At 67.0% G+C, this 23,087-nt stretch carries 21 protein-coding genes, 1 tRNA gene and 2 pseudogenes; 14 read left to right on the plus strand and 10 right to left on the minus strand.

Translation table 11 applies throughout. The features are described from left to right. The first annotated feature begins 91 nt into the window (after positions 1-91). On the plus strand, positions 92-1,690 hold the full coding sequence (locus QFZ69_RS19535; RefSeq protein WP_306913729.1) for an MFS transporter: 1,599 nt from the start codon (positions 92-94) through the stop codon (positions 1,688-1,690). A gap of 164 nt (positions 1,691-1,854) precedes the next feature. Here the strand turns inward: QFZ69_RS19535 and QFZ69_RS19540 are convergent, their stop codons facing one another. From QFZ69_RS19540 to QFZ69_RS19565, 6 genes are all read right to left on the minus strand, one after another. Continuing rightward, positions 1,855-2,637, minus strand: coding sequence for an SDR family oxidoreductase (locus QFZ69_RS19540; RefSeq protein ID WP_306913731.1), 783 nt, complete (start codon positions 2,635-2,637; stop codon positions 1,855-1,857). Between the two features lie 9 nt (positions 2,638-2,646). Then, positions 2,647-3,375, minus strand: a complete 729-nt coding sequence (locus QFZ69_RS19545; protein WP_306913733.1) for a hypothetical protein — start codon at positions 3,373-3,375, stop codon at positions 2,647-2,649. Positions 3,376-3,498: 123 nt separating this feature from the next. After that, on the minus strand, positions 3,499-3,843 hold the full coding sequence (locus QFZ69_RS19550; RefSeq protein ID WP_306913735.1) for a GNAT family N-acetyltransferase: 345 nt from the start codon (positions 3,841-3,843) through the stop codon (positions 3,499-3,501). A 135-nt stretch (positions 3,844-3,978) separates the two neighbouring features. Continuing rightward, entirely contained in the window at positions 3,979-4,845 is an 867-nt protein-coding gene (locus QFZ69_RS19555; protein ID WP_306913737.1) for a class II fructose-bisphosphate aldolase, read from the minus strand. Further along, a complete protein-coding gene (locus QFZ69_RS19560) occupies positions 4,845-5,744 on the minus strand; it encodes an NAD(P)-dependent oxidoreductase (protein WP_306913739.1) in 900 nt (299 codons plus the stop codon). The genes QFZ69_RS19555 and QFZ69_RS19560 overlap by 1 nt, the downstream gene beginning before the upstream one ends. A 24-nt stretch (positions 5,745-5,768) precedes the next feature. After that, the gene (locus QFZ69_RS19565; RefSeq protein ID WP_306913741.1) at positions 5,769-7,283 is read right to left on the minus strand and encodes a four-carbon acid sugar kinase family protein; all 1,515 of its coding nucleotides are present in this window, start codon (positions 7,281-7,283) and stop codon (positions 5,769-5,771) included. A 172-nt stretch (positions 7,284-7,455) separates the two neighbouring features. Between QFZ69_RS19565 and QFZ69_RS19570 the strand changes: the two genes are divergently transcribed. The 3 genes from QFZ69_RS19570 (at position 7,456) to QFZ69_RS19580 (ending at position 9,410) form a co-directional block, all read left to right on the plus strand. After that, a complete protein-coding gene (locus QFZ69_RS19570) occupies positions 7,456-8,166 on the plus strand; it encodes a FadR/GntR family transcriptional regulator (RefSeq protein ID WP_306913743.1) in 711 nt (236 codons plus the stop codon). A gap of 193 nt (positions 8,167-8,359) precedes the next feature. After that, the gene (locus QFZ69_RS19575) at positions 8,360-9,148 is read left to right on the plus strand and encodes an SGNH/GDSL hydrolase family protein (RefSeq protein ID WP_306919514.1); all 789 of its coding nucleotides are present in this window, start codon (positions 8,360-8,362) and stop codon (positions 9,146-9,148) included. A gap of 52 nt (positions 9,149-9,200) precedes the next feature. Then, positions 9,201-9,410, plus strand: a complete 210-nt coding sequence (locus QFZ69_RS19580) for a dodecin (RefSeq protein WP_306913745.1) — start codon at positions 9,201-9,203, stop codon at positions 9,408-9,410. Here the strand turns inward: QFZ69_RS19580 and QFZ69_RS19585 are convergent. Next, positions 9,382-10,268: pseudogene (locus QFZ69_RS19585) on the minus strand (helix-turn-helix transcriptional regulator). The gene QFZ69_RS19580 and the pseudogene QFZ69_RS19585 overlap by 29 nt on opposite strands. Positions 10,269-10,470: 202 nt before the next feature. On the opposite strand from QFZ69_RS19585, the gene QFZ69_RS19590 reads away from it, so the two are divergent. The 5 genes from QFZ69_RS19590 (at position 10,471) to QFZ69_RS19610 (ending at position 14,725) form a co-directional block, all read left to right on the plus strand. Next, positions 10,471-11,340, plus strand: coding sequence for an aldo/keto reductase (locus tag QFZ69_RS19590; RefSeq protein ID WP_306913747.1), 870 nt, complete (start codon positions 10,471-10,473; stop codon positions 11,338-11,340). Between the two features lie 27 nt (positions 11,341-11,367). Further along, positions 11,368-12,339, plus strand: coding sequence for an aldo/keto reductase (locus QFZ69_RS19595; RefSeq protein WP_306913749.1), 972 nt, complete (start codon positions 11,368-11,370; stop codon positions 12,337-12,339). Positions 12,340-12,539: 200 nt separating this feature from the next. Continuing rightward, the gene (locus QFZ69_RS19600) at positions 12,540-12,803 is read left to right on the plus strand and encodes a GlsB/YeaQ/YmgE family stress response membrane protein (protein ID WP_306913751.1); all 264 of its coding nucleotides are present in this window, start codon (positions 12,540-12,542) and stop codon (positions 12,801-12,803) included. 108 nt (positions 12,804-12,911) lie between these two features. Next, positions 12,912-13,406, plus strand: coding sequence for a hypothetical protein (locus tag QFZ69_RS19605; RefSeq protein ID WP_306913753.1), 495 nt, complete (start codon positions 12,912-12,914; stop codon positions 13,404-13,406). 236 nt (positions 13,407-13,642) lie between these two features. After that, the gene (locus QFZ69_RS19610) at positions 13,643-14,725 is read left to right on the plus strand and encodes a beta-propeller fold lactonase family protein (protein ID WP_306913755.1); all 1,083 of its coding nucleotides are present in this window, start codon (positions 13,643-13,645) and stop codon (positions 14,723-14,725) included. A 270-nt stretch (positions 14,726-14,995) separates the two neighbouring features. On the opposite strand, the gene QFZ69_RS19615 is transcribed toward QFZ69_RS19610, so the two are convergent. Continuing rightward, entirely contained in the window at positions 14,996-16,018 is a 1,023-nt protein-coding gene (locus QFZ69_RS19615; protein WP_306913757.1) for a PHP domain-containing protein, read from the minus strand. 160 nt (positions 16,019-16,178) lie between these two features. Here QFZ69_RS19615 and QFZ69_RS19620 point away from each other — a divergent pair, with 160 nt between their 5' ends. Further along, positions 16,179-17,345: a GGDEF domain-containing protein gene (locus QFZ69_RS19620; protein WP_306913759.1), complete on the plus strand. Its 1,167-nt coding sequence runs from the start codon at positions 16,179-16,181 to the stop codon at positions 17,343-17,345. Here QFZ69_RS19620 and QFZ69_RS19625 read toward each other — a convergent pair. Both QFZ69_RS19625 and QFZ69_RS19630 read right to left on the minus strand, forming a co-directional pair. Beyond that, on the minus strand, positions 17,342-17,866 hold the full coding sequence (locus QFZ69_RS19625) for a MarR family winged helix-turn-helix transcriptional regulator (RefSeq protein WP_373461916.1): 525 nt from the start codon (positions 17,864-17,866) through the stop codon (positions 17,342-17,344). The two genes, QFZ69_RS19620 and QFZ69_RS19625, sit on opposite strands and share 4 nt — an antisense overlap. A gap of 130 nt (positions 17,867-17,996) precedes the next feature. Next, positions 17,997-18,069, minus strand: a tRNA-Lys gene (locus QFZ69_RS19630). Between the two features lie 225 nt (positions 18,070-18,294). Here QFZ69_RS19630 and QFZ69_RS19635 point away from each other — a divergent pair. The 4 genes and pseudogenes from QFZ69_RS19635 (at position 18,295) to iolB (ending at position 23,051) form a co-directional block, all read left to right on the plus strand. Beyond that, the gene (locus QFZ69_RS19635) at positions 18,295-18,951 is read left to right on the plus strand and encodes a hypothetical protein (RefSeq protein WP_306913762.1); all 657 of its coding nucleotides are present in this window, start codon (positions 18,295-18,297) and stop codon (positions 18,949-18,951) included. A 602-nt stretch (positions 18,952-19,553) separates the two neighbouring features. Then, complete coding sequence (locus QFZ69_RS19640) at positions 19,554-21,020, plus strand: MFS transporter (RefSeq protein WP_306919515.1); 1,467 nt, start codon at positions 19,554-19,556, stop codon at positions 21,018-21,020. 381 nt (positions 21,021-21,401) lie between these two features. Beyond that, positions 21,402-22,143: pseudogene (locus tag QFZ69_RS19645) on the plus strand (GntR family transcriptional regulator). A 14-nt stretch (positions 22,144-22,157) separates the two neighbouring features. After that, positions 22,158-23,051, plus strand: a complete 894-nt coding sequence (gene iolB, locus QFZ69_RS19650) for a 5-deoxy-glucuronate isomerase (RefSeq protein WP_306913766.1) — start codon at positions 22,158-22,160, stop codon at positions 23,049-23,051. Positions 23,052-23,087: the final 36 nt, after the last annotated feature.

A 23,087-nucleotide genomic window follows, 5' to 3' on the forward strand; every position in this document is an offset into this window, starting at 1 on the left:
AAACTCCATGGATTTCGCGTAAAATCGAAAGCCTGCCCAGAGCGGGGCAGCTACAAGTCGCAAGCAAATGACCTCCCCAGGAGTCGCCCAAATGCCCACAGACCGAAGCACGACCGACTCTTCGGCAGGCGTTTTGAACGCCAGCGGAACCAATCAAAGTGCACCCCAGGGTGCGCGAAAACCAAAGCTACTTCGACGTCGACTCAAAGAGTCAGACGTCAACGTCGTTGACCAGCCGATGCTTAAGAAAGCACTCGGCGGCACCATCGTCGGAAACACCATGGAATGGTACGACGTCGGCGTGTTCGGCTACCTGATCACCACCATGGGACCGGTGTTCCTGCCGGAAGCGGACACGTCCGTGCAGACCCTGTTCCTGCTGGGAACCTTCGCCGCCACCTTCATTGCCCGCCCGCTGGGCGGCGTCATCTTCGGTTGGCTCGGTGACAAGGTGGGCCGCCAGAAGGTCCTCGCCGCAACCCTGATGCTGATGGCCGCGAGTACTTTCGCCGTCGGCCTCCTGCCGGGCTACGCGCAGATCGGCATGTGGGCTGCTGCCCTGCTGGTACTGCTCAAGATCGTCCAGGGCTTCTCCACCGGCGGCGAATACGCCGGTGCGACCACCTTCGTGAGCGAATACGCCCCGGACAAACGCCGCGGCTTCTTCGCCAGCTTCCTGGACATGGGCAGCTACCTCGGCTTCGCCCTCGGCGCCGCCCTCGTCTCCGGGCTGCAGCTGACCCTGGGCCAGGCCGCCATGGAAGAGTGGGGCTGGAGGATCCCGTTCCTCATCGCCGGCCCGCTGGGGCTGATCGCGGTCTACTTCCGCAACAAGATCGAGGAATCCCCGCAGTTCCAGGCCACCCTGGACGCCCAGGAAGACCTCGCCAAGAATGCAACGGCCGTGGACACCGCCGCTTCCAAGGGCCCGGTGGGCATCGTCAAGGCCTACTGGCGTTCCCTCCTCGTGGCCATGATCCTGGTGGCAGCCGCGAACACAGCAGGCTACGCCCTGACGTCCTACATGCCGACGTATCTGACGGAGTCCAAGGGTTACGACCCGGTCCACGGCACCCTGCTGACGATCCCCGTGCTCGTCGTCATGAGCCTGTGCATTCCGCTGACCGGCAAGCTCTCCGACCGGATCGGCCGCCGCCCGGTGCTGTGGATCGGTGCCTTGAGCACCGTGGTCCTGGCCGCCCCGGCGTTCCTGCTGATCGGAATCGGTGAGGTCTGGTCCACCCTGTTGGGTCTCAGCCTGATCGCCTTCCCGGTGGCGTTCTACGTGGCCAACCTGGCCTCGGCCCTGCCGGCACAATTCCCGACGGCGAGCCGCTACGGCGCCATGGGCATTGCGTATAACTTCGCGGTAGCCCTCTTCGGCGGGACCACCCCGTTCATCGTCGCGGCCCTCATCACGGCCACCGGCGATGACATGATGCCGGCCTACTACCTGATGGCCACCTCGGCGATCGGTGCGGTTGCGATCTACTTCCTCAAGGAATCGGCCCAGCGCCCCCTGCCGGGTTCCATGCCCAGCGTGGACACCCAGGCCGAGGCCCGCGAGCTCGTTGCCACCCAGGACGAGAACCCGCTGATCGACCTGGAGGACATGGACATGCCCTTCACCACGGCAACGGCTGGCCCGGCGTCGGTTCGGGACCCGGACAAGGTTCCGGCCGGAGTGTAGCGCTGTCTTCGGGCAGCCCGGCGCGGATCATCCTGGCCCCGGCCGGTTACCCGGATTTGTAAGTTCAGTCCCGCCCTTTGAGGCCTGCCTTGCGTTCTTTCCCCCTTTAGGGAAGTGCCAAAGGCAGGCCTTCGGCGCGTCCGGCCGCACCCCCGCGACCGCGGCTACTTGGCCCGCCGGGGCGGCCCGGCCACAAGCCGGGAGGGCAGGATGCGGGCCGCTGCGGTCAGCAGTTTGTAGCGCTTGGCCGGAATCGAGACGGCCTTGCCCCGCTCGTTGTCTGCCAGACCTTCACGGACCACGCGCTCCGGCTGCAGCCACATCCAGCGCGGGGCCACCGCCTTGTCCATCCCCATCCGGTCGTGGAACTCGGTATGGGTGAAGCCGGGGCACACCGCGGTGACCCTGACCCCGCGCTTTGCATAGGCAAGGTTGGACCACCGGGAGAAGCTCACGAGCCACGCCTTGGCCGCGGAGTACGTCTCCCGGGGCAGGAACGCCGCTACGCTCGCCACGTTGATGATACGGCCCGACTGCCGCAGAAGCATTCCCTGCAGGGCGGCGTGAGTGAGCTCCATGGCGGATTCAACGTGCAGCTTGAGATGCCTTTTCTCGTCGGCAATGTCGTTCTCGGCAAAGGAGCCCAACAAGCCGGTCCCCGCGTTATTGACCAGGATCTCCACCGGCCGGGCCGGGTCCGAGAGCCGTGCGACGACGGCGGCCACGCCGACGTCGTCCGCCAGATCGGCGGCCAGCACCTCGGCGCGGACGCTGTAGCGCCGCTCCAGCTCGTCCGCCTTGGCCTGCAGCCGGGCGGTGTCCCGGGCCACCAGAACCACGTCGTGTCCCTGTTCGGCGAGCTGACGGGCGAACTCCGCCCCGATGCCCGCGGTTGCGCCCGTGATCAGGGCGGTGGTTTCAGAGCGCCCCTCGACGGTAGGGGTCATGGCGACGGCCTAGGCAAGGAAGACGCCGCCGTCAGGTGGGCTCTGACCTGCGCCTAGTTCGTCTTCCGCCGGGTCGTCGGCGGCCGCCAGATGCCGGTTTTGCAGCTCCTCGGCGGCGAGCTCATACCAGGTGTGGGCGCCGAAGGAGGGGCTGCTGGTATCCAGCCGGCGGTACACGGCATCGGCCAGTTGGCCGAGGGCAGCGTCGGAGAGCGCGCGGACGGTGGCCGCCGGGTCCAGCGTTCCCTCAAAGCAGTCGGCTAGTTCCAGCCCGTTGGCGGTGCTGAGTTCGGACGGAAACGGGCCGGAGGTTTCATCGAAACCGGAGCCCAGCGGCCCACCCTGGGTGCCATCCAGAACGCCGCCGATCCCGGAATCCAGCGGGGAGGTGGCAAGCTCCCCGTCAAGGTCTGCAAGGATTTCGCGGTCGGAGCCGACGTGCAGCAGGCAGATCGGCAACTCGGCGGGCTCATCGAGCGTGACCCGGAACTGTTCGGCGCCGGCCGGCCCCTCGCTGGCGGCCGCGATGCTGCGCAACTGCAGCAGCATCGCCGGATCCAGGTGCGAGGCCCCGTGGAGGTCCACCCTGACTTCCGATCCGGATTCCAGGCGGCCGGTCCGCCGCAAAATGTGCTGCAGTGCGGGGAAATCCGCCTGGGTAAGGCAGCCGGTGACTTCGAAGGTCACGTGCCCGGGGTCGACATCCACACGGACAAGCACACGCAGTTGGTGGTTCATGGGTACTCCAAAGGACACGGCCAAGAGCCAACTGCATAACTCTGCTAAAACCTTACGAGTTTGTCGTCCGGCTAACAACCCGGCCACGAGCGGCTCCGGTGCTGGGACCCGGGTCCCCCGCCGTCAAGCTCCCGGCGGGGGCTGCTCCGGCCAGTCGACGCCCTGGTTGTAGGAGTCGTGTTTGCGGAGGTACCGGTACATGAACGGGCAATTCGGAATGATCCGCTTCCCCGACGCCACCACATCATCCAAGGCGAAGTGTGCCAGCACTTTGGCAAGCCCATGTCCCCGGAACTGTTCCGCGGTGTCGGTGTGGATGAAGTCCACATGGCCGGGTTTGTCGATGTATCGGATCTCTACTGCCAGCTTGCCGCCGACGTGCAACTCGTAACGATGCAGGGCATCGTTGCGGGTGGTGGAGACGTCTGGGCGGAACGTATCTTCAGTGGTTGCCGAGTTCTCCGTCATGGTTCGACATTGGCACTTAAAGGCGGACGTGGCAATGGTCCACCCGGGTACGTCGCCGGGCGCCGCCACGCCTGTCCGAGCCGGGACCCGGGGAAGCAGGAGGACCGCCAGCGCGAAGCACGATGCGACTGCGATTTAGCGGGACAGTGTGCGCAGGGTGTTCGCTGTGAAGTTCCGGGCGGCGTCGTCCCACTGGCCCAGCAGGGCCTGGAGGTTCTCGCCGTCGGCCCGGTGCGCGGAGATCCGTTCCTCGAGCGCGGCCAGCACGCCGGTGCGGAGTTCGGTGTTGAAGTTCACCTTGCCGACGTTCATGGCGGCAGCTTTGACCAGCTCCCCCGCCGGAATCCCCGAGGCCCCGTGCAGCACCAGCGGGATGTGGGTCCGCACGGCGATGTCCTGCAGCACGTCCCAGCGGAGCCGGGGCTCCCCCTGGTACTTTCCGTGGACATTGCCGACAGCCACCGCCAGCAGCTGCGCCCCGGTCCGCGAGACGAAGTCCTCCACCTGGGCGGAGTCGGTGAGACCGGCTGTCGGCGCGCTGCCGGCAGCGTCGGCTCCGAAGGCGCGGTCTTCGTCGCCGGCGAGGCCTCCGAGTTCGGCTTCGATCACGACATCGGCGTTCCCCTGTTCGGCAAGGAATGCACGGACGCTGCGGACCAGTGCAATGTTCTCCTCATACGGCAGGGACGATCCATCCACGAGCACGGAGTCCGCCCCCGCCGCGACGGCAGCGACGATCAGCTGCGGATCGGCGGCGTGGTCCAGCTGGACAGCGATCGGCACGTCGGCGCCGTCGGCCAGACCGCGGAGGGCGGCGATCAGCCGCGGGCCGTTGGGTGAGGCCGCCGTCTTGGGCGCCACCAGCAGGATGGCGCCGCGGCCGGCCTCCTCGGCCGCGCCCACCACGGCCAGGGCAGTGGTGAAGTCGTAGCAGGTGAAAGCCGGCACCGCCGAGCCCTGCTGCAGGGCGGAGGAGACCAGGTGGTCGAGACGGGCGCGCATCAGGCGGTGCGCTTGGCGGGAGCGATGACCTTGATGACCGCGGAGTCGTCGGCGGCGGCTAGTCCCTGGGCCTGGCCCAGGAGGTAGAGCTGTTCGGCGGCAGCGGCCACGGGTGTGGCGAGGCCTGCGGCGCGGGTGGCCTTGCCGACGATGCCCATGTCCTTGACGAAGATGTCGAGGCGGCTGAGGACCTCGGCGCCGTTTTCCGTGTAGGCCTCCAGGATCCGGGGGCCGCGGTTGGAGAGCATGAAGGAGCCGGCGGCGCCGGCTTCCAGGGCCGCGAGGGTCTTGGCCTGGTCCAGGCCGAGGGCGTCGGCGAGGGCCATGGCCTCGGCCGCGGCGGCGATGTGGATCCCGCAGAGCAGCTGGTTAACGGTCTTGAGGGCCTGGCCGTCGCCGGGCTTGTCGCCGACCACCGTCAGGGTGGACGCCAGGAGTTCCAGCACCGGGCGGGCCGATTCGAGGGCGGCGGGCTCGGCGCCGACGACGATCAGCAGGTCGCCCTCGCCGGCACGCTTGGGCCCGCCGGAGAGCGGCGCGTCCACCAGGGCGACGCCGTGCCCGGCGAGCCGGGCGACGGTGGCCGGAATGGCTTCGGTGCCCACGGTGCTGCCGAGGATCACGACGGCGCCCGGCTTCAGCACCGAGGCGACGCCGTTCTCGCCGAAGAGGACGTCATCGAGCTGTTCGCCGTTGCGGACGGCAAGCAGCAGGGCGTCGGCGCCCTCGGCAGCCTCCCGGGCGGAGGTGAAGGTCCTGATGCCTGCCTCTTCAGCGAGCTTCAGGCGCGGTTCGGCGATGTCGAAGCCGTGGACGGTCAGCTCGGTGGCAAGGCGGGTGGCCATCGGCAGGCCCATGGCACCGAGGCCGAGGACGGTGGCTGTGTACTGTGCGGTCATGGTTTTCTCCGTTGCAGAGCGGGACTAGAAGGTGTTGCTGAGCTTGCGGGTGACCTGGGCCAGGGACTCGTCGTCGCCCACGTTCCCGGCGAAGACGATGTACGGGATGCCCTTCGCGGGCCCGTCCACCGGTTCCCAGAGGCTCACGATCCCCGGCAGCATCGGCCCGCGGACGATCCCGTGCCGGATCTCCAGCCCGTAAGCCGCGACGTCCGAGGACGTGATGCCGCCCTTGGCGATGACAAACCGCGGCGGAAAGGTCTTGAGCGTGCGGTTCACGACGGCGACGACGGCGGCTGAGACGGTGCGCGCGATCCGCAGGCTCTCGGCGGCGTCGTCGGTCTTGATCAGCAGGCGGCTGGTGTGGACGATAACGTCGCCGATGCGCAGGGCACCGACGACCGTGTCAACCGTCTGGTCCAGGTAGCTGTCCGCGTTTTCGCCGAGCAGTTTCTCGACGTCGATTTCCACGATGCGGGCGGCGCTGTGCTGTTCGGTGAGGACCTTGAGCTGGCGGGTTGTGACGCCCACATGGGAGCCGACGACGATCAGGCCGCCGGCCTCCGACGGGGTGTTGCCGGCGTAGGCTTCGGCGCCGCTGAGCTCGCAACGGATCTCCTGGCCGATCCGGGCGCGGACGAAGGGCGGTCCGACGCGGTAGAGGAGCTTCTTGCCGCGGCGTTCGGCTTCCTCGAGGCCGAGGGCGAGAGCCCGGAGGTCGTTTTCAGTGACGATGTCCGCGACGATCGGGGTGGATTCCGTCGCCGAGCCGATGGCGTCGGCGATGGCCTTGGCGGAGACGGCCGGGTCCTCGGGGGTGCCGTTTGCTGCGGCACCGGCGCGGATGATGTTCAGGTCCAGGACAATTACCGAGTCCGCGGGGAAACGGCCCTTGGACTTTTCCTCCACGTACCTGGCCATTTCGGAGTTGGCGAACCCGAAGCTGGCGTCCTTGGCGAATTCCGTCTCGCCGACGGGGGTGAGCTTGCCGGCGTCGACGCCGGTGCCGCGCATGTAGTGCACGCCGCCGATGGTGACGCGGCCGGCGTCGGGGAACGCGGGGACGATCACGACGCCGTCGGTTGTTTCGCCGCTGACTGCGGCTACCGTGGCGGCAATGACGTCGGGTTCCAGCGGGTAGTGGCCGCGCAGGGTCGAATCGCTGCGGCTGACGAAGCTCAGGTGCAGCCCGGAAGCACCGCCCTGCCCGGCCGCCGCGATGAGGGCGTTCCGGACGACTTCCTCATTGCGGGCCGCCGCTTCGGCCGGGTCGAGGCTGCGGGTGTTCGTGAGCACGTAGACGGCGCGGGGGCGTTGGCCCTCGATCTCGTGGGCGAAGGCCCACGCGAAGTCGGCGGGCTCCCAGCGGGTCAGCACGGGCAGATTCGCCACCGACTGCGTACCGGTGGGGTCATCGTCAAGGACCACCAAAATCCGGGGAGACTCCTTGGCCGAGGCGGCCACACTGTCGGACACCAGCCGGGCGGGGATCTGTACCTCGGCCGGGAAGGCGGCGAGCACATCTGCTTCAAGGGGCACTTTGCACTCCATTGTGTATGTCGATCTGCGGCAGATCCGCACTCGAGATATTTGTAAGATGTCTGACATCTTATGTCCTAGTGATAGTGTGGCATAAGGCACAAGGGGGCGCAAGTAGACTGTGGCTTCGAGCAGGATCATCAGGCAGGACCAAGTCGCTGGACGGGGAAAATTGGCTAGGAAATCGTTGGTCGGGGTCGTGGCGGACGAGCTGCTGGACCGGATCATCGCCGGCGAGTTTCCGCCGGGAACGAGTGTCCCCGGCGAGCTCGAGTTGAGCGCGAGGCACGAAGTCAGCCGCATGACCGTGCGCGAGGCGATGAAGACCCTCGAGGCCCAGCGGATCCTCAGTGTGGAGCGGGGCCGGGGAACGTTCGTGAACCCGCTGAACCGCTGGGGATCCCTGGAGGCGGTCCTGCGGGCAGCATCGGAGGGGAAGAACGATGCCTCCGCGGCCGTCCAGCTGATCGAACTCCGCCGGATGCTGGAAAGCGGCGCCTGCGAACTGGCCGCGACACGGATCGGCGACGCCGATCTCGCGAGTCTCCACGGCCACTTGGAGGCCATGCGGACCGCCCACGGCACCAATGATCTCGCGGCTTTCGTGGAGGCAGACCTGGCGTTCCACGATGTCATCCTCAAAGCCTCCGAGAACGTCTTTGCCGCAGTGCTGTTCGAACCCCTGCACCGGATACTGGAGAAGCGCCGCACCGAAACCTCGGAAGTGCCGGACATCCAGGAGCATGCGATCTGGCACCATCAGCAGATAGCGGACGCCTTGGCCTCACGCGATCCGCACCGCGCCCGCGACGCCATGGACGCCCACATGCAGCAGACGCTCGACGACCTCAAGAGCTTCGTCCTCAAGGCGCGTTCCGCCTAGGCGCACTCCGAACTTCCGGCGGTATTTACAGGACCTTAGGACCTACCGATTCCCGGAATACCGGCGTATTGCTGAGAATGTGAATGCCGCCCGTTTCTTCGGTCCTGGCGCCGGCCATCCCGACGCCCTAATCCGCGTCAGGGGCCACACCCCGGGTGCAGGGAACGCCGGGCCTTGGGGCCGGTACGTCGCGATGGGGGACTCGTTCACCGCCGGGATCGGGGACCCCGAGCCGCGCAGTCCCGGCGGATTCCGCGGCTGGGCGGACCGTATCGCCGAGGAGCTCAGTGCCGGACGGAGGGACTTCGCGTACGCCAACCTCGCCGTCAGCGGACTAGTGCTGCGTCAGATCCTGGACCAGCAACTGGGGCCAGCAATCGAGTTGAAGCCTGACCTTGTCACGCTCTCCGCGGGCGGCAACGATCTCGTTTTTCACCGCAGCGACCCGGACCGGCTGGCCGCGACCCTGGACGCCGGGGTGGGCATGCTCAGCGCCACGGGCGCGACCATCGTCCTGTTTACCGGACCGGACTGGGGCGACACTCCGTTGTTTGGCCATATCCGGGGAAAGGTGGCGGTGTTCAACGAAAACATCCGGACAATCGCAGGCCGCCACAACGGTGTGATCGCTGACTTGTGGGCGCTGCGGCAGCTGTCGGATCCGCAGATGTGGGATCCGGACCGCCTGCATTTCTCGCCGCTGGGCCACCACACCATCGCAGCAATGGTTTTGGAGACCCTGGACGTACCCCACAGCCTGCGGCCACTGCAACCCAAGCCGCTGCCGGCTGGTAGCTGGCGGGAAAGCCGGGCAGGCGACGTCGTCTGGTTCACGAACTACCTGCTGCCCTGGCTGGTGAGCCGGGTCCGGCCCCGGGGCGAGGGTGTGCCGCTGGCCGCGAAGCGCCCGCAGCCGGGTCCGGTCCTCCCGTCCCCAGGCCCCGCCCCCACACCCCTAGTCCAGCCGCGATCCGTCCGCTAATCTGCAGGAACGGCCCGCAGCCGGGCATCGAAGGCGATCACGAGGAGCGAAGTTGTCTAATCACACTTACAGCATTTCAGAAATTGTCGGGACCTCGAATGAGGGCGTTGATGCGGCCGTCCGCAACGGCATCTCCGAGGCTGCAAAGACGCTGCGCAACCTCGACTGGTTTGAAGTGAAGGAAATCCGCGGCCACCTCGAAAACGGCGCGGTGGCCGACTGGCAGGTGACTATCAAGCTCGGGTTCCGTCTGGAGCGCTGAGGTCCGTGGCCGGGGCGCCGTAACTGGCCAGGAGCATCAACGAATCGGCCGACGGCGACCCCGGCCGCGCCGAGAACACCCGCAGCATCTGGCCGGAATCGTCCGGAAGTACGAGGTTTTCGAAGTTCAGTTCCAGCTCGCCAACGGTCGGGTGGCGGAGCCGCAGCACGCCCGAGGACCGCGCCGCAACATGGTGGCCGGCCCACCATTGGCGGAAGTTCTCGCTCTGCACTGCGAGTTCCCCGATGAGCTGGTTTGCCACGGAATCGCTCGGATGCCGGCCAACATCTACTCTCAGGGCGCCGACGGCGTCGGAGGCCACCGTCTTCCAGTCCCGGAAGAGCTCCCGCGCCCGCGGTTCCAGCATGAGCCACCGTGTCAGGTTCCGCTCCCGTGGCGGCATCGACAGGAAATCCGCGAAGAGCAGGAACGCCAGGCGGTTGCCTGCCAGGACATCCGTACGGCGGCCGAGGACCAGAGCCGGCACGTCCCCGACGGCCTCGAGCAACTGCCGTAGTGCCGGGCGGACGGTCTGGACGGGGGCGGCGGCGCGCGGGGCAGCACCGCGCGGCGATGCCGCACAGTTCTCCAGCAGGTCAATCATGTGTGCGTGCTCGCAGGAGTCCAGCCGCAAGGCCCGCGCCACGGAGTCCAGCACCGAGCGGGAAGGGTGGATGTTCCGGCCTGCTCCAGCCGCGTGTAGTAGTCCGTGCTGACATCGGCCAGCCGGGCAATCTCCTCACGACGGAGTCCAGGTACCCGCCGGGCACCGGCATGTCCGGCAAGGCCTGCATCCTCCGGCTTCAGCCGTGACCGCATGGCCTTGAGGAACTTCCCGAACTCCGCACTCTGACCCATGCCTCCCATTGTGCACCCGGCCGGAATCCGCAATCCACACATCGGCCGCCGGGAGGGTAGGACTGCCGGTCCTAGGAAAAACAGGCACTGCTACGGCTGCTGACACTGCCGGCGGGACTGCATAGGCTCGAGTCAGCAATACCCTGAAAAATAGATCCGGCCCCGTGCGGGGCCTGCACGCAGAAGCGAAAGAGAGCCCGAGATGTCCGAATTCCAGACCGGTACCAGCGAAACTACCGCCGCGCCCGCTATCCCCGAGGTGGAGCTCAACAACGGCGTGACCATACCCCAGTTGGGCTTCGGCGTCTTCCAGGTGCCGCCGGGGGAAACCCAGCGGATCGTCGAGGACGCGCTGGCCGCTGGCTACCGTCATATCGACACGGCTGCCGCCTACCGCAACGAGGCAGGAGTGGGAGCCGCCATTGCAGCCTCCGGGATCCCGCGGGCGGAACTCTTCATCACCACCAAGCTACGGAACGGCGAACAGGGTAACGCCCACGAGGCCTTCCAGAACAGCCGGAAAGCGCTGGGTCTCGACGTCATCGACCTCTACCTCATCCACTGGCCGGTGCCTTCACAGGGCCTTTACGGTGACGCCTGGCAGGCGATGGAGCAGCTGTACGCCGAGCAGCAGGTCCGCGCGATTGGAGTATCGAACTTCCTCGACGACCATCTGGACACGCTCCTCGCCGGAGCCGGTGTGGTGCCGACCGTGAACCAGATCGAAATCCACCCGACGTTACAGCAGCAGGAACTCGCTGCCAGGTGCCGCTCGCTGGGGATCGCCGTCGAAGCCTACAGCCCCCTCGGGCAGGGCGCGGACCTTGCCGCCGAAGCGGTGACTTCCCTCGCCAGCAGGCACGGCGCGACACCGGCCCAGATCGTTCTGGCCTGGCACCTGTCCCAGGGCACAATCGTGATCCCCAAGACTGTCAGTCCGGCACGCATGCGGGAAAACCTCGATGCTACCGCCATCTCCCTCGCGCCCGAGGACATCGACCTGATCACGGCGCTCGAGTCAGGGACGCGCATCGGCGCCGACCCCGCCGTGGCGGACTTCAGCCAGCTGTAGCACCGCCACGAAGCGAGGGCCCACGCCATGGAATACACGCAGCTGGGGCGCTCCGGCCTGAAAGTCTCCCGGCTCTGCCTCGGCACAATGAACTTCGGGCCGCAGACCGACGAACCGGCCGCGCACTCCATCATGGATGCGGCCCTGGATTCCGGCATCAACTTCTTCGACACCGCCAACGTCTACGGCGGCAGCGGTCGCCGCGGCTGGACGGAGGAAATCCTGGGCCGCTGGTTCGCCACAGGAGGCGAGCGCCGTGAACGGACGGTGCTCGCCACCAAGCTCTACGGCACGATGACGGACCGTCCCAATGAGTCAAAACTGTCCGCCCTGAACATCCGCCGGGCCCTCGACGCCAGCCTGAAAAGGCTGCAGACGGACTACGTCGACCTCTACCAGTTCCACCACGTTGACCGGAACACCCCCTGGGAGGAGATCTGGCAGGCAATCGACGTCGCGGTCCAGCAGGGCAAGATCCTGTATTCGGGCAGCAGCAACTTCGCCGGCTGGCACGTCGTCCAGGCGCAGGAGGCCGCCGCCCCCCGGCACGGCAATGGGCTGGTCAGCGAACAGTCCATCTACAACCTGCTTACCCGCAACATCGAACTGGAAGTCATCCCGGCTGCCCGGCAGTACGGACTGGGGATCCTGCCCTGGTCACCGCTGCACGGCGGACTGCTCGGCGGCGTGCTGAAGAAGGAGCGCGAGGGCGTCCGCCGCTCTCAGGGCCGCGCCCGGGAGACCCTCAGAACGCACCGTGATCAGATCAGGCAGTACGAGGAATTCGCCGGCCAGCTGGGCCAGGAACCGGGGGACGTCGCCCTGGCCTGGCTGTTGCACCAGCCCGCGGTGACGGCACCGATCGTGGGGCCGCGCACGCAGGATCAGCTGGACGCCGCCCTTCGCGCACTGGACGTGTCGCTCGACGCCGATGCGCTTGGGCGGCTGGACGAGATCTTCCCGGGCCACCGGGCCTCACCGGAGGACTATGCGTGGTGAAAAGCCCGCAGCGGGGCCCGGAGACGCAGCACGGGCGCACCGGATTGCGGCCGGAAATTCTTGTTGACGAAGGCGTGGCGCGAGTTCCCGCCATGCTCGGGTGGCTCTTTTTTACTAAGCATGATTAGTATTGAGGCAGAAGGATGAAGCGCACCCGGCAACCCGGGTGTCTCCTCAATGAAAAGAGAAGGAACAACAAAATGGGTTTTCTCGGATTTCTGCTTCTGGGTCTTATCGCCGGTGCGATTGCTAAAGCAATCCTCCCGGGCCGTCAGGGTGGGGGCATCATCATCACGCTGGTCCTCGGCGTTGTTGGCGCCCTCCTTGGTGGTTTCATTGGCAGCGCCCTCTTCGGGGTGAGCATCAACGAGTTCTTCTCGCTGTCCACCTGGCTGCTGGCTATCGGCGGCGCGATCATCGTCCTGCTGGTTTACGGCATGATCACCAGGCGTTCGGCCCGCTGAAGCTGAACACTACCGGAAGCCGGTCCCGGGATTTTTTCCTGGGGCCGGTTTTTTGGCTCACAGCATGACTTCCTATTCACCGACACCACCAAAGAAGAGGAGTACAGCATGAAAGGCAAATTTCTTTTCGGCACCGGAATAGCCGCGGGCTACGTTCTCGGATCACGATCCGGACGGGCAGCCTACGAAAAGCTGAAATCCCGGGCAGCGGCCCTGTGGGAAAGCAAGCCCGTCCAGGACAAAATCACCGCCGCATCCGAGGCAGTCAGGGAAAAGGCGCCCGAGGTGTCGGAGCAGCTCAGCGAGGCCGCCCGGCGGGCCGGAACAGTGATTGGGTCCGCCGTCCACCGGGAAGATTCCCGCAGCGGAGGCGGCAAGGCTCCCGAAGACGGCCCCTCCACGGCGGCTGCATCCGGCGGCACGATCCCGGCGCACAGCACGCATCCGGAAACGGTGAACCTGGGAACCACGTCGTCCGCAGCTGCCCGCGACGTCGAGACGGATCCGGCCCTGAACGACCAGACCGGCAGGGACTGGTCGGACGAGGGCGGTGCGGCGCCAACCGGGGCCGCGACGAACGCCAATCCGGACAAGTCGGCTTAAGTCCGGCCGATGACCACCGTGGCGTCCAGTTCCTCGGAGCTGGCCACCCGTGCGGTCAGCCCGTTGCGGAGCAGGTCCACGGTCTGCGGGCCTGTCGCAGGCTCGTCTCAACCAGCAGGTGGCCGCCCGGCGCCAGCCATTGCGGCGCCGAGGCGGCCATCTGTCGTTGCACGGCAAGACTCTTTCCGCTCCTGGTGCTCGGCATCCCCATGCAACCGACGTGGCAGGATGGCGCCATGGCATTCGAATCTGTGGCTTCCGCACCCGGCCGTCCCGAGCCGGCTGCTCGCGAAGCGTCCCAGGACATCATCTGGACCGGTTGCTACACCGCGGACGGGGGCGGCCAGGGCGAGGGCATCGGAGCCGTCCGCGCCGCGCCCGACGGTACGCTGAGCTGGCTGGGCCTCGCGACCAAGGCGGATTCGCCGTCGTTCCTCGCGGTGCACCCCTCGCTTCCGGTGGTCTACGCGGTGGGCGAGCAGGCCCGGACCGTCCACGCGTACCGCCGGTCCGGCGCATTCGGCCTCGAACCGGCCGGCCCCGGCTGGACGGCGGGGGAAGCCCCCTGCCACGTCGCCGTCGACCCGCTGGGGCGCTACCTCACGGTGGCCTGCTGGGGAGACGGCCAGGTGCTGCTTTTTGAACTGGACGACGACGGCGGCATCTCGGCAAGGTTCGCTGCGGCCGCCTCAACCGATTCCGGCCGGCCGAGCCGCGCCCATGCGAGCCTGAATCTGGAAGACGGGCGCGTGATGACGACGGATCTGGGGCATGATCTGCTGCGGATCTGGAAATACCTTCCCGGCGCGGGCCTTGCCTTGGACCACGAAGTCGTCCTGCCGCGCGGCAGCGGCCCCCGCCACTTGGCCCAGCACACCAGCGGCAGCGTCTTTGTGGTCACCGAGTACTCTGTCGAGGTGGCCGTCGTGCAGCGGTCCGCGGCCACGGGGATCTTCCGGCTGGTCGGCATCGGGCCAGCCACCCAAACCGGCGCCCTGCCCGGGGACTCCGCCGCTGAGATCGCCCTGACCGCCGACGGCAGGCACGCCTACGTGGGCGTGCGCGGCTCCAACCGGATGAGCGTCCTGCAGGTCGAGGCGGACGGCAGCTCCCTGCAGCCACTGGCCGATTTCCCTAGCGGCGGCGACTGGCCCCGCCATCACCTGGTCCGGAACGGCTGGCTGCACGTGGCCCACGAACGCTCCCACGACGTGGTGACGTTTCCGCTCGACCCGGGCAGCGGTCTCCCCGGCGATCCCGCCCACCGGCTGGCGCTGGCCTCGCCGACGGCCCTGGTGCCCGCCGTCCCGAAGCCCTAGCCGAGGAGGACATGCCCATTCCTTGCATCCAGGAACGGGCCCAACGGCATTATGTCCAGCCCTGGCCGCGGGAGGAGGACATGTCCCCCGGTGGCACCCTCCCGACCCCTTGCGCCCGTAGATGCACGGCAAACCTTCGCGGGGGACATGCCCATTCCTCGCACCCAGGAACGGGCCCAACGGCATTATGTCCAGCCCTGGCCGCGGGAGGAGGACATGTCCCGCGGTGGCACCATCCTCCCGACCCCGCGCCCGACGCCGGGCGTCAGCTCAGTCCCCGGACCTGGTCCAGGCCAGCAGGCGGTCCAGCGGCCAGGTGGTGATGATCCGGTCCGCCGGGACACCGTTGGCTGCGGCCCGCTCCGCCCCGTACTGGAGGAAGTCGAGCTGGCCCGGGGCATGGGCATCGCTGTCAATACTGAACAGGCACCCGGTGTCGAGGGCCAGCTGGATGAGCCGGTCCGGCGGGTCCTGGCGTTCCGGCCGCGAATTGATCTCCACGGCGACGCTGTTTTCCGCGCAGGCGGCGAACACGGTCTCCGCGTCGAACTCCGACTCGGGGCGCGTCCCCCTCGACCCCTGCAGCAGCCGGCCGGTGCAGTGTCCCAGCACGTTGGTGTGCCGGTCTGTGATGCCCCCGAGCATGCGCCGGGTCATGGTGCGCTTGTCGGAGCGGAGCTTTGAATGGACGCTGGCCACCACAACGTCCAGCGCTGACAGCATCTCCTTCGTCTGGTCCAGGCTGCCGTCCTCGAGGATGTCGACTTCGATGCCCCGGAGGAGGCGGAACTCCCCCGGGCCGCCGTCGTTGATGCCGGTAACGACGTCGAGCTGCTGGGTGAGGCGTTCGGCGCTGAGCCCGTTCGCGATCTTGAGGTTCGGTGAGTGGTCCGTCAGCGCCAGGTATTCGCGGCCCAGCAGCTGCGCGGCATCCACCATGAGCCCAATCGGCGACCCACCGTCCGACCAGTCGCTGTGGCTGTGCAAATCGCCCCGAAGCAAGCCCAGCAGCTCCCGGCCCCCTTCCGCCAGAGGTTGGGAACTCCGGCTGCGCAGTCCGGCCAGATACTCGGGCACCCCGCCGTCGAGGGCTTCCTGGATGACTTGAAAGGTCCGGTCACCGATCCCCTTCATCCGCTTGAGCCGGCCGTCGCGCGCCCGCGCCGCAAGCTCCTCCGGCTCGACTGCGGCGATGGTTGCGGCGGCCTTCCGGAAAGCCTGCACCTTGAAGGTGGGGGCAAGCTCGCGTTCGAGCCAGAATGCAATCTCGTTGAGGGCCTCAACCGGGTTCATGGCACCATCTTGCACCACGGACGGCAGACCGGGGTTGTGTCGCAGCTCGGGAAGTGGTTTGGCTTCTGGAAGACTTGACCGGGCCGGGGCGTGATCCGGCAGTGAACTACGTCGCGGGTCTGCTGGGGGCCACCTCCGGCAGCTTGGGAATCGGTCAAACATGGTCCTCCTCGACAGGTCAACGCTCATGGTGGTCTTCGCCGTCATGACACTGACCATGCTCGTGCTCTTCTACTTCGATACCTACCGGAAAAACAGGGCACCATTTGCCGGCTGGTGGTGCATCGCGGTCGGCTCGTTCTTCTGCGCCGCCCTGTTCTACTTCCTGGGCGAAGTCTCCGGCGTGGCCTGGGCAACGAGCGTAGGGAACGGGGTCATGGTGCTCGGTTCCGGCTGCGTCTGGGCGGGCGCCCGTTCACTCGCAGGCCGACGCGTCCGTTCCTGGCTGCTGGCCCTTCCCTCGGTGGCGGCCTGGGCGGTGGCCGTCGCGGCCCGCATCTCCGGTGACAACCGGACCGGCAGCATCGTCCTTCTGGCCATGATGGGGGCGGCCATCGGGCTGGCTTCAGCCGAGCTGCGCCGACAACGGGCAATGCCCTGGCATCTGGTCCGTTCCCTTGCCGTCGCTACCGCTGTCTGCGCCGCTTACTACCTCAGCCGGATGGCGGGACTGGCCGTTCTCGGGCCGGAAGACCCGCTGTTCCAGCTGCTGTTCGGCACCGGCGTCACCCTGCTGATGGCAATGGTGCTGCTGGTGGTGGTCTCGTCCAGCATCACGGCCTTGAACAATGCCCGCCGGACCGAGGACCTGAAGGAGCTGGCGTCCCTCGATGACCTCACCGGCCTCCTGAACCGCCGGGAATTTCTGCAGCAGGCGCAGCAGCAGCTCCGGACCAACCTGGACGCCGGCATCGACTCGGCGGTCGTCATGGCGGACCTGGACGGCTTCAAGGCGATCAACGACAGTTTCGGCCACGACGCGGGCGACGGCGTCATCCGCGCCTTCAGCGATGCCTGCCGGGCGGCGATGCGGACCGCCGACCTCGTGGGGCGCTACGGCGGCGAAGAATTCGCCATGCTGCTTACCGGGGTCGATGCCCAGGAGGCGGTCCGGATCGCGGACCGGATCAACCGGCTCCTGGCTGAACACAGCTTCCTGCCCGACGGCGCACCGCAACCCACTGCGAGCTTCGGTATCGTCGACACGCGGATCCGGAGCGCCGGACTCCAGCGGCTGATCCGGGAAGCGGACGGTGCGCTGTACGAGGCGAAGGCCGCTGGACGCAACCGAGCCGTAGTCGGCCTCGCCCTGGCAGGCAGCAACTAGTTGCTGGCGCTGGCCACCGCAGAGCCCGGTCCGGCGAAGGCCTCAGCCATCCGGTGGAGGAAGCCGATGACGATACGCGCCTCGGCCGCGCTGAGTTCCCCGGCTACGGCGGTCATCTTGTGCCGCAGGGCGTCCAGTGCTGTCCGGACCTCCGAGTCCACAGCCACAGTGGGGACGACCATGAGGGAACGCCGGTCCGTCGGGTGGGGCTCGCGGCGGACATGCCCACTGCCCACCAGCCTGTCAATCAGCGAAGTTGTCGAGGCGGTGGTGATCTGCAAAACGCGGCTGAGATCCTTCGGCCCCACCTGCTCGCCGGCCGCCTCGGCACGCAGGAGATACCGCAGGGCGATCAGGTCCGTCTCCCCCATCCCGATGGAATCCCGGGTGGAACGGCGCGTGGCCGCTTCGGCCGCCCGGTAGTCGCCCAGCGCTTTCAGGACAGCCGCGGGCCCGCCGAGCTGCCCGTCGAGCTGCCCGCCCGGCCCGTAAGAGTTCCCGGACCCCGAGCCGCTGTGCATGTTCATCCGGTCATCCTAGCTGAACTGGTAACTAGGCCATCGTGGAATCCGAGCGGGCGCGGAAACAGCAAAACCCCCGGCACCCTGTTCCCAGGATGCCGGGGGTTTTCCACTCTCTGGCGAGAAAGAGTGGGCCCTGTGGGGATCGAACCCACGACCCACGGATTAAAAGTCCGATGCTCTACCAACTGAGCTAAAGGCCCCAGCCAACAGCCCCGAACGGAGGATAAATCCTCGCTCCGGAAGCCGATCAGCCTCGTCCATTTCTGAACGTTTAATACTGTACCTCAGACCGGAGCCGGATATAGCGAAAGGGGCCGGGACGACGCCGTCGTGCCCGCCTCCGCCTTCGCAGCCGGTTCCCCGTCGGCGGATCCGGGCCGCCTCCCATGCTCGATTCCAGCACAGCACTGGAGTAGCGTGGTGGCATGAGCGAGCAAGCAGGAGCCAGCAGCCCGGGACCGCACCGGCACCACAAGCCCAAGGCCTTCGCACCGATCGATTTCGAGCCCTTCGCGGGCGGAGCCGATCCCGCCCGCATCTCGGAGGCCGCCCACCTGGCGGCCCAGGCGCTCGTCCGCCGCGGACGCGACAGCGACGATCCGACGGTCACCAAGCGGCTGGTGAAACTCGCCGATGAACAGGGCCTGGAAGCCATCGCCGAGATGTGGGCGGAAAGCCCGGCGCGCTCGCTCCCCGGCGCCCTGTGGCGCCTGTACGCTCTGCGCGCCGCCACCATCCAGGATCCCGAGCGCATTTCGGTCTACTTCAGGGCGGGCAAGGACACCGCGCAGGTGTCCCATGTGGTCGCCGGCGCCGCCGAGCCGCCCGGGGCGGATGAGATGAAGCTGATGGCGGACGCCATTCTGTCTGGAGCGTTCGACGGCGAATTCGACGTCGCGCTGGAGCGCTCCGCGGCCTTCTGCCGCGTCGTGGCGCTGGGCCAGGCCACGCTCGCCGACGGCGCCGAGCACAGCAACGCGAGCCACGCGAGCAAACTCACTCGCAATTCGCACCTCCTGGTCAAGACCGCCGAGGACCTGGAACACGCCGCCAACGCGTGGCGGCTGGGCGAACTGGACTGAGACCGGGGGCCGCCTGTACACACGCCGGCGGCGGGCTGTCAATGTTGACTTGGTGGAACTGTCGTAGAACACTAAAAGCGGTGCCGAACCGCGAAACCCCCGGGCTTCAACATCTAGCCGCCTAGAGCGGCCTACCGCCGAGAGGCGTATCCGGTTCGGCACCATTTTCTTGCCCCGCGCCAGTGGCGTCGGGTTCTCAGGTCAGGCCCACGCGAGAGCGCTCCGCAGGATGTGCATCAGCTCCGGAATGCAGTCCCTCTACGTCTCCGACGGCACCGGCAACCCGCGCCCTCATCACCAGCGGCCCCTGCACAGCGTTCGCCCCGGCTACGACCCCCACGGCGTCCCGATCCTAACCGCAACTTCCGGCGAGCTCAGCACCCTGGGCTCAAGGTCGCCCGCCAAGCATTTACCCATGCGAGACCAACGCATTGTTAGTATGTCCATACATGACATGGGACGGGGCGCCCCTCCCCGAGAAGGACTTCGTGGAGGACTGGCGTCGGTGCTTGCCGCCGTCGGAGCGGTCTAGCGCCAGCCTCCAATACCCACTTGGCAGGGAGGAAATCTTGAACGACAGAAGGGGCAGCGGAAGCGGCGCCATGACAGATCATTCCGCGGAGGGCAGCCACCGCTCCCCGACCGGGCGACCGTGGAATCCGCGGCTGGCGTTGCTCGTGGCCGCGACGTTCTTCATGGAGTTCCTGGATGGGACGATCCTGACCACAGCCCTCCCCAGAATCGCCGAAGACTTCGGCGTGGCCGCCGCAGGGTTGAACATCACCATGACGGCCTACCTGATGACGGTGGCCATGGGCATCCCGTTCAGCGCCTGGCTCGTCGAAAGGGTCGGAGCGCGCCGCATCTTTTGCCTCGCCATTGCCATGTTTACCGTGGCGTCCCTGCTCTGCGCCGTAAGCCAGGACCTGACCATGCTGACTTTGAGCCGTATTTTGCAGGGTGCCGGCGGCGCCATGATGGTACCCGTGGGCACGCTCGTGGTGCTCCGAGAGACCCCCAAATCGGAGCTGCTGCGGGCCACAGCCTACCTCGTGTGGCCCGGGCTCCTTGCCCCGGTACTCGCTCCGCTGGTCGGCGGAGCGCTGACAACCTACCTGTCCTGGCACTGGATATTCCTCGTCAACCTGCCCCTGGGCGCCGCAGCCTTCCTGGCCGCCATCCGCCTCGTGCCCAGAGTCTCCGGCGACCGGAAACGTAGCCTCGACTGGCTGGGGCTGATCCTCACTACCCTTGGGGTGGGCGGTTTGGTGGCAGGCCTGGAACTGGCCACAGCCCACCCGGAGGGACCCTGGACCATGCTGAGCGTAGCGGCCGGAGCGGTTGCCCTGGCGGCGGCAGCCCTGTGGATGGGCCGGGCAGCCAATCCCCTGTTCGACCTGACCGTATTTTCCACGCGGACGTTTCGGGCAACTAACTCCGGCGGCTTCATTTACCGGCTGACGATCAGCGCCGTGCCCTTCCTCCTCCCGCTGATGTTCCAGGAGGGCTTCGGCTGGAGCCCGCTGCACGCAGGCATTATGGTGGCGGCCGTGTTCATAGGGAACATCGGCATCAAGCCTGCCACCACACCGTTGATCAGGCGCTTCGGGTTCAAGCCCATCCTCGTCGTTGCCTCCCTCGCCTCGGCATCGACCTTCGCTCTGTGCGCCCTGCTCACTCCGGATACGCCGGAGTGGCTGATCTTTGCACTCCTCGTCTGCAGCGGGGTGTTCCGCTCGATCGGGTTCTCCGCCTACGCCTCCGTCCAGTACGCGGACATAGTGCCGGAACAGCTCACCTCGGCCAACGCCGTCTCAGCCACCCTCGTCCAGCTAGCCACGGCGGCCGGGATCGCCGTGGGCGCCCTTCTAGTCCGCGTCTTCGACTCCGCTCCCCTGCTTAGCACCGGATTAGGCGGCGTGCTCGGTGGCGGATCGAACGGGGACGCCTTGCTGGCCTACCGAGGCGCTTTCCTCGCTATCGCCCTGCTGATGCTCCTCAGCACAGTAGACAGCCTGATGCTGCACCGGCATGCCGGTGCAGCGGTCAGTCGGCCTGGACCAGGGTGACGTCGACCATGACCGGCAACCCACCGACGCCGGGCGCGTGGGAGCGAACTGCGGCGCAGGACTGCGGTCTACAGTGGGGCCAACAAAAGCTCGAGAAGCATGGCGGAAATACTCCGGACGGACGCCGCCCGAGAGGCCGGTAAGCCTGGATGGGAGACTCCGGTACCCGCGCGGCCCGACGGGCGTTGCCTGACGTCAGACATGGAGTTAGGAAGATTCCGCCACAATATGCTCCGTTTCGCCCCCTTGACCATCCCGGGGCGGCTGCTACTATCGAGAACAGGAACTATGTCCTATCAAAAGAACAAATGGCGACATGCTCGGTACGTCCTGTCGTAGGTAGGACGGCGCGGGCTGAGTCTGGAACACGGGGAATCTGCAGTGGCGAATCAACTTGGTCTCAACATCGACCGCTCCTCCCCCGTGCCCTTGTACCACCAGATAGTTCAGGGCATCGAGGCCGCCATCCACAGCGGTGTCCTGGAACCGGGCAGCCGCCTCGACAACGAAATCGACCTTGCGGCCCAGCTCAATCTGTCCCGCCCGACCATGCGCAAGGCCATGGACGAACTGGTCCGCTCCGGCCTGCTGGTCCGCAAACGCGGCGTGGGAACGCAGGTGGTTTCCAGCCAGGTCCGCCGTCCACTGGAGCTCTCCAGTCTGTTCGACGACCTCACCAACAACGGCAAAAAAACCCACCACACAGGTACTGAGCTTTTCCCATATGGAGGCCGACGCCTCCACCTTGGCCACACTGCAGCTGCCGGCCGGCTCCAAGGTCTACCACTTCACCCGCCTGCGCAAAGTCGGCGGCAAGCCGCTGGCATTGATGGAGAACTGGGTCCGCGATGACATCGCCACCATGGACGAAGCCATGCTTGCCGCGGAAGGCCTGTACTCGATCCTGCGTCGGGGCGGCGTCAACTTCCGCCTGGCAACGCAGCGGATCGGCGCGATGATCGCCAACGACTACCAGGCGCCCCTGCTCGAGACGGAGGTCAACTCCGCCCTGGTGACCATGGAACGCACCGCAACAGACGACGCCGGCCGCCGGGTGGAAACCGGACACCATGTGTACCGGGCTGATTCGTACAGCTTTGACATGACACTCGTACAGCGATAGCGCAAGGAATATCAATGACTAACTGGGTCTACCCCCTGGGCAGCGCCGCCGACGGCGCTTGGGACATCTCGCTCGGAACCTCCGATTCAACCCTGGCCGTGGACGGCTGGGCCCATACGGGCCTGAAGGTAGCCACCTTAACTGCAGGTGCCGCCGTCGTTCTCCCGGCTGCGGACGAGGAGCGCATTGTGGTTCCGCTCAACGGCTCCTTCACCGTCTCCGTGGACGGTGAAGAGCATGTCCTGAAAGGGCGGGCGTCCGTGTTCCACGGCCCCAGCGACGTGCTGTATTCGGGAACGGCCCGTGCCGTCACCGTCAGCTCGTCCGACGGCGGCAGGTTTGCCGTTGCCACGGCTCCGGCCAAAGCCTCCTATCCCACCCGCCTGGTCACGGCGGCAGAGACACCCGTGGAACTGCGTGGGGCCGGCAACTGCTCCCGCCAGGTCCATAACTTCGGCACGCCCGCGGCCCTCGAGGCTGACCGTTTCATCGTGTGTGAAGTCCTCACCCCCGCCGGTAACTGGTCCTCCTACCCTCCGCACAAGCACGATGAGGAAAAGGACGGCGAAACGAACCTCGAGGAGATCTATTACTTCGAGACGCAGGTAGCTGCCGGTTCCGGGGCACCCGCCGACGCCGACGCCATCGGCTACCAGCGCGTGTACGCCTCGGATGAGCGTCCCATCGACGTGGCAGCCGAGGTCCGTACGGGCGACGTTGTGCTGGTCCCCTACGGTTGGCACGGCCCCGCCATGGCGGCCCCGGGCTACGACCTGTACTACCTGAACGTGATGGCCGGCCCCGGCCCTGTCCGGGAATGGCTGATCAGCGACGACCCGCACCACGGCTGGGTCCGCCAAAGCTGGGACGGCCAGGACATCGATCCCCGGCTGCCGTTCGGCGCTTAGAATCACAAAAATGCCCCTCCGGAACGGATTCCGGAG

The organism is Arthrobacter sp. V1I7, from assembly GCF_030817015.1.
Taxonomy (GTDB): Bacteria; Actinomycetota; Actinomycetes; order Actinomycetales; family Micrococcaceae; genus Arthrobacter.

Coding starts and splice junctions, on each gene's coding strand:
- QFZ69_RS19535 (WP_306913729.1), top strand. CDS start 92: ATGCCCACAGACCGAAGCACGACCGACTCTTCGGCAGGCGTTTTGAAC.
- QFZ69_RS19540 (WP_306913731.1), bottom strand. CDS start 2,637: ATGACCCCTACCGTCGAGGGGCGCTCTGAAACCACCGCCCTGATCACG.
- QFZ69_RS19545 (WP_306913733.1), bottom strand. CDS start 3,375: ATGAACCACCAACTGCGTGTGCTTGTCCGTGTGGATGTCGACCCCGGG.
- QFZ69_RS19550 (WP_306913735.1), bottom strand. CDS start 3,843: ATGACGGAGAACTCGGCAACCACTGAAGATACGTTCCGCCCAGACGTC.
- QFZ69_RS19555 (WP_306913737.1), bottom strand. CDS start 4,845: ATGCGCGCCCGTCTCGACCACCTGGTCTCCTCCGCCCTGCAGCAGGGC.
- QFZ69_RS19560 (WP_306913739.1), bottom strand. CDS start 5,744: ATGACCGCACAGTACACAGCCACCGTCCTCGGCCTCGGTGCCATGGGC.
- QFZ69_RS19575 (WP_306919514.1), top strand. CDS start 8,360: ATGGGGGACTCGTTCACCGCCGGGATCGGGGACCCCGAGCCGCGCAGT.
- QFZ69_RS19590 (WP_306913747.1), top strand. CDS start 10,471: ATGTCCGAATTCCAGACCGGTACCAGCGAAACTACCGCCGCGCCCGCT.
- QFZ69_RS19595 (WP_306913749.1), top strand. CDS start 11,368: ATGGAATACACGCAGCTGGGGCGCTCCGGCCTGAAAGTCTCCCGGCTC.
- QFZ69_RS19600 (WP_306913751.1), top strand. CDS start 12,540: ATGGGTTTTCTCGGATTTCTGCTTCTGGGTCTTATCGCCGGTGCGATT.
- QFZ69_RS19605 (WP_306913753.1), top strand. CDS start 12,912: ATGAAAGGCAAATTTCTTTTCGGCACCGGAATAGCCGCGGGCTACGTT.
- QFZ69_RS19610 (WP_306913755.1), top strand. CDS start 13,643: ATGGCATTCGAATCTGTGGCTTCCGCACCCGGCCGTCCCGAGCCGGCT.
- QFZ69_RS19615 (WP_306913757.1), bottom strand. CDS start 16,018: ATGAACCCGGTTGAGGCCCTCAACGAGATTGCATTCTGGCTCGAACGC.
- QFZ69_RS19620 (WP_306913759.1), top strand. CDS start 16,179: ATGGTCCTCCTCGACAGGTCAACGCTCATGGTGGTCTTCGCCGTCATG.
- QFZ69_RS19625 (WP_373461916.1), bottom strand. CDS start 17,866: ATGCACAGCGGCTCGGGGTCCGGGAACTCTTACGGGCCGGGCGGGCAG.
- QFZ69_RS19635 (WP_306913762.1), top strand. CDS start 18,295: ATGAGCGAGCAAGCAGGAGCCAGCAGCCCGGGACCGCACCGGCACCAC.
- QFZ69_RS19640 (WP_306919515.1), top strand. CDS start 19,554: ATGACAGATCATTCCGCGGAGGGCAGCCACCGCTCCCCGACCGGGCGA.
- iolB (WP_306913766.1), top strand. CDS start 22,158: ATGACTAACTGGGTCTACCCCCTGGGCAGCGCCGCCGACGGCGCTTGG.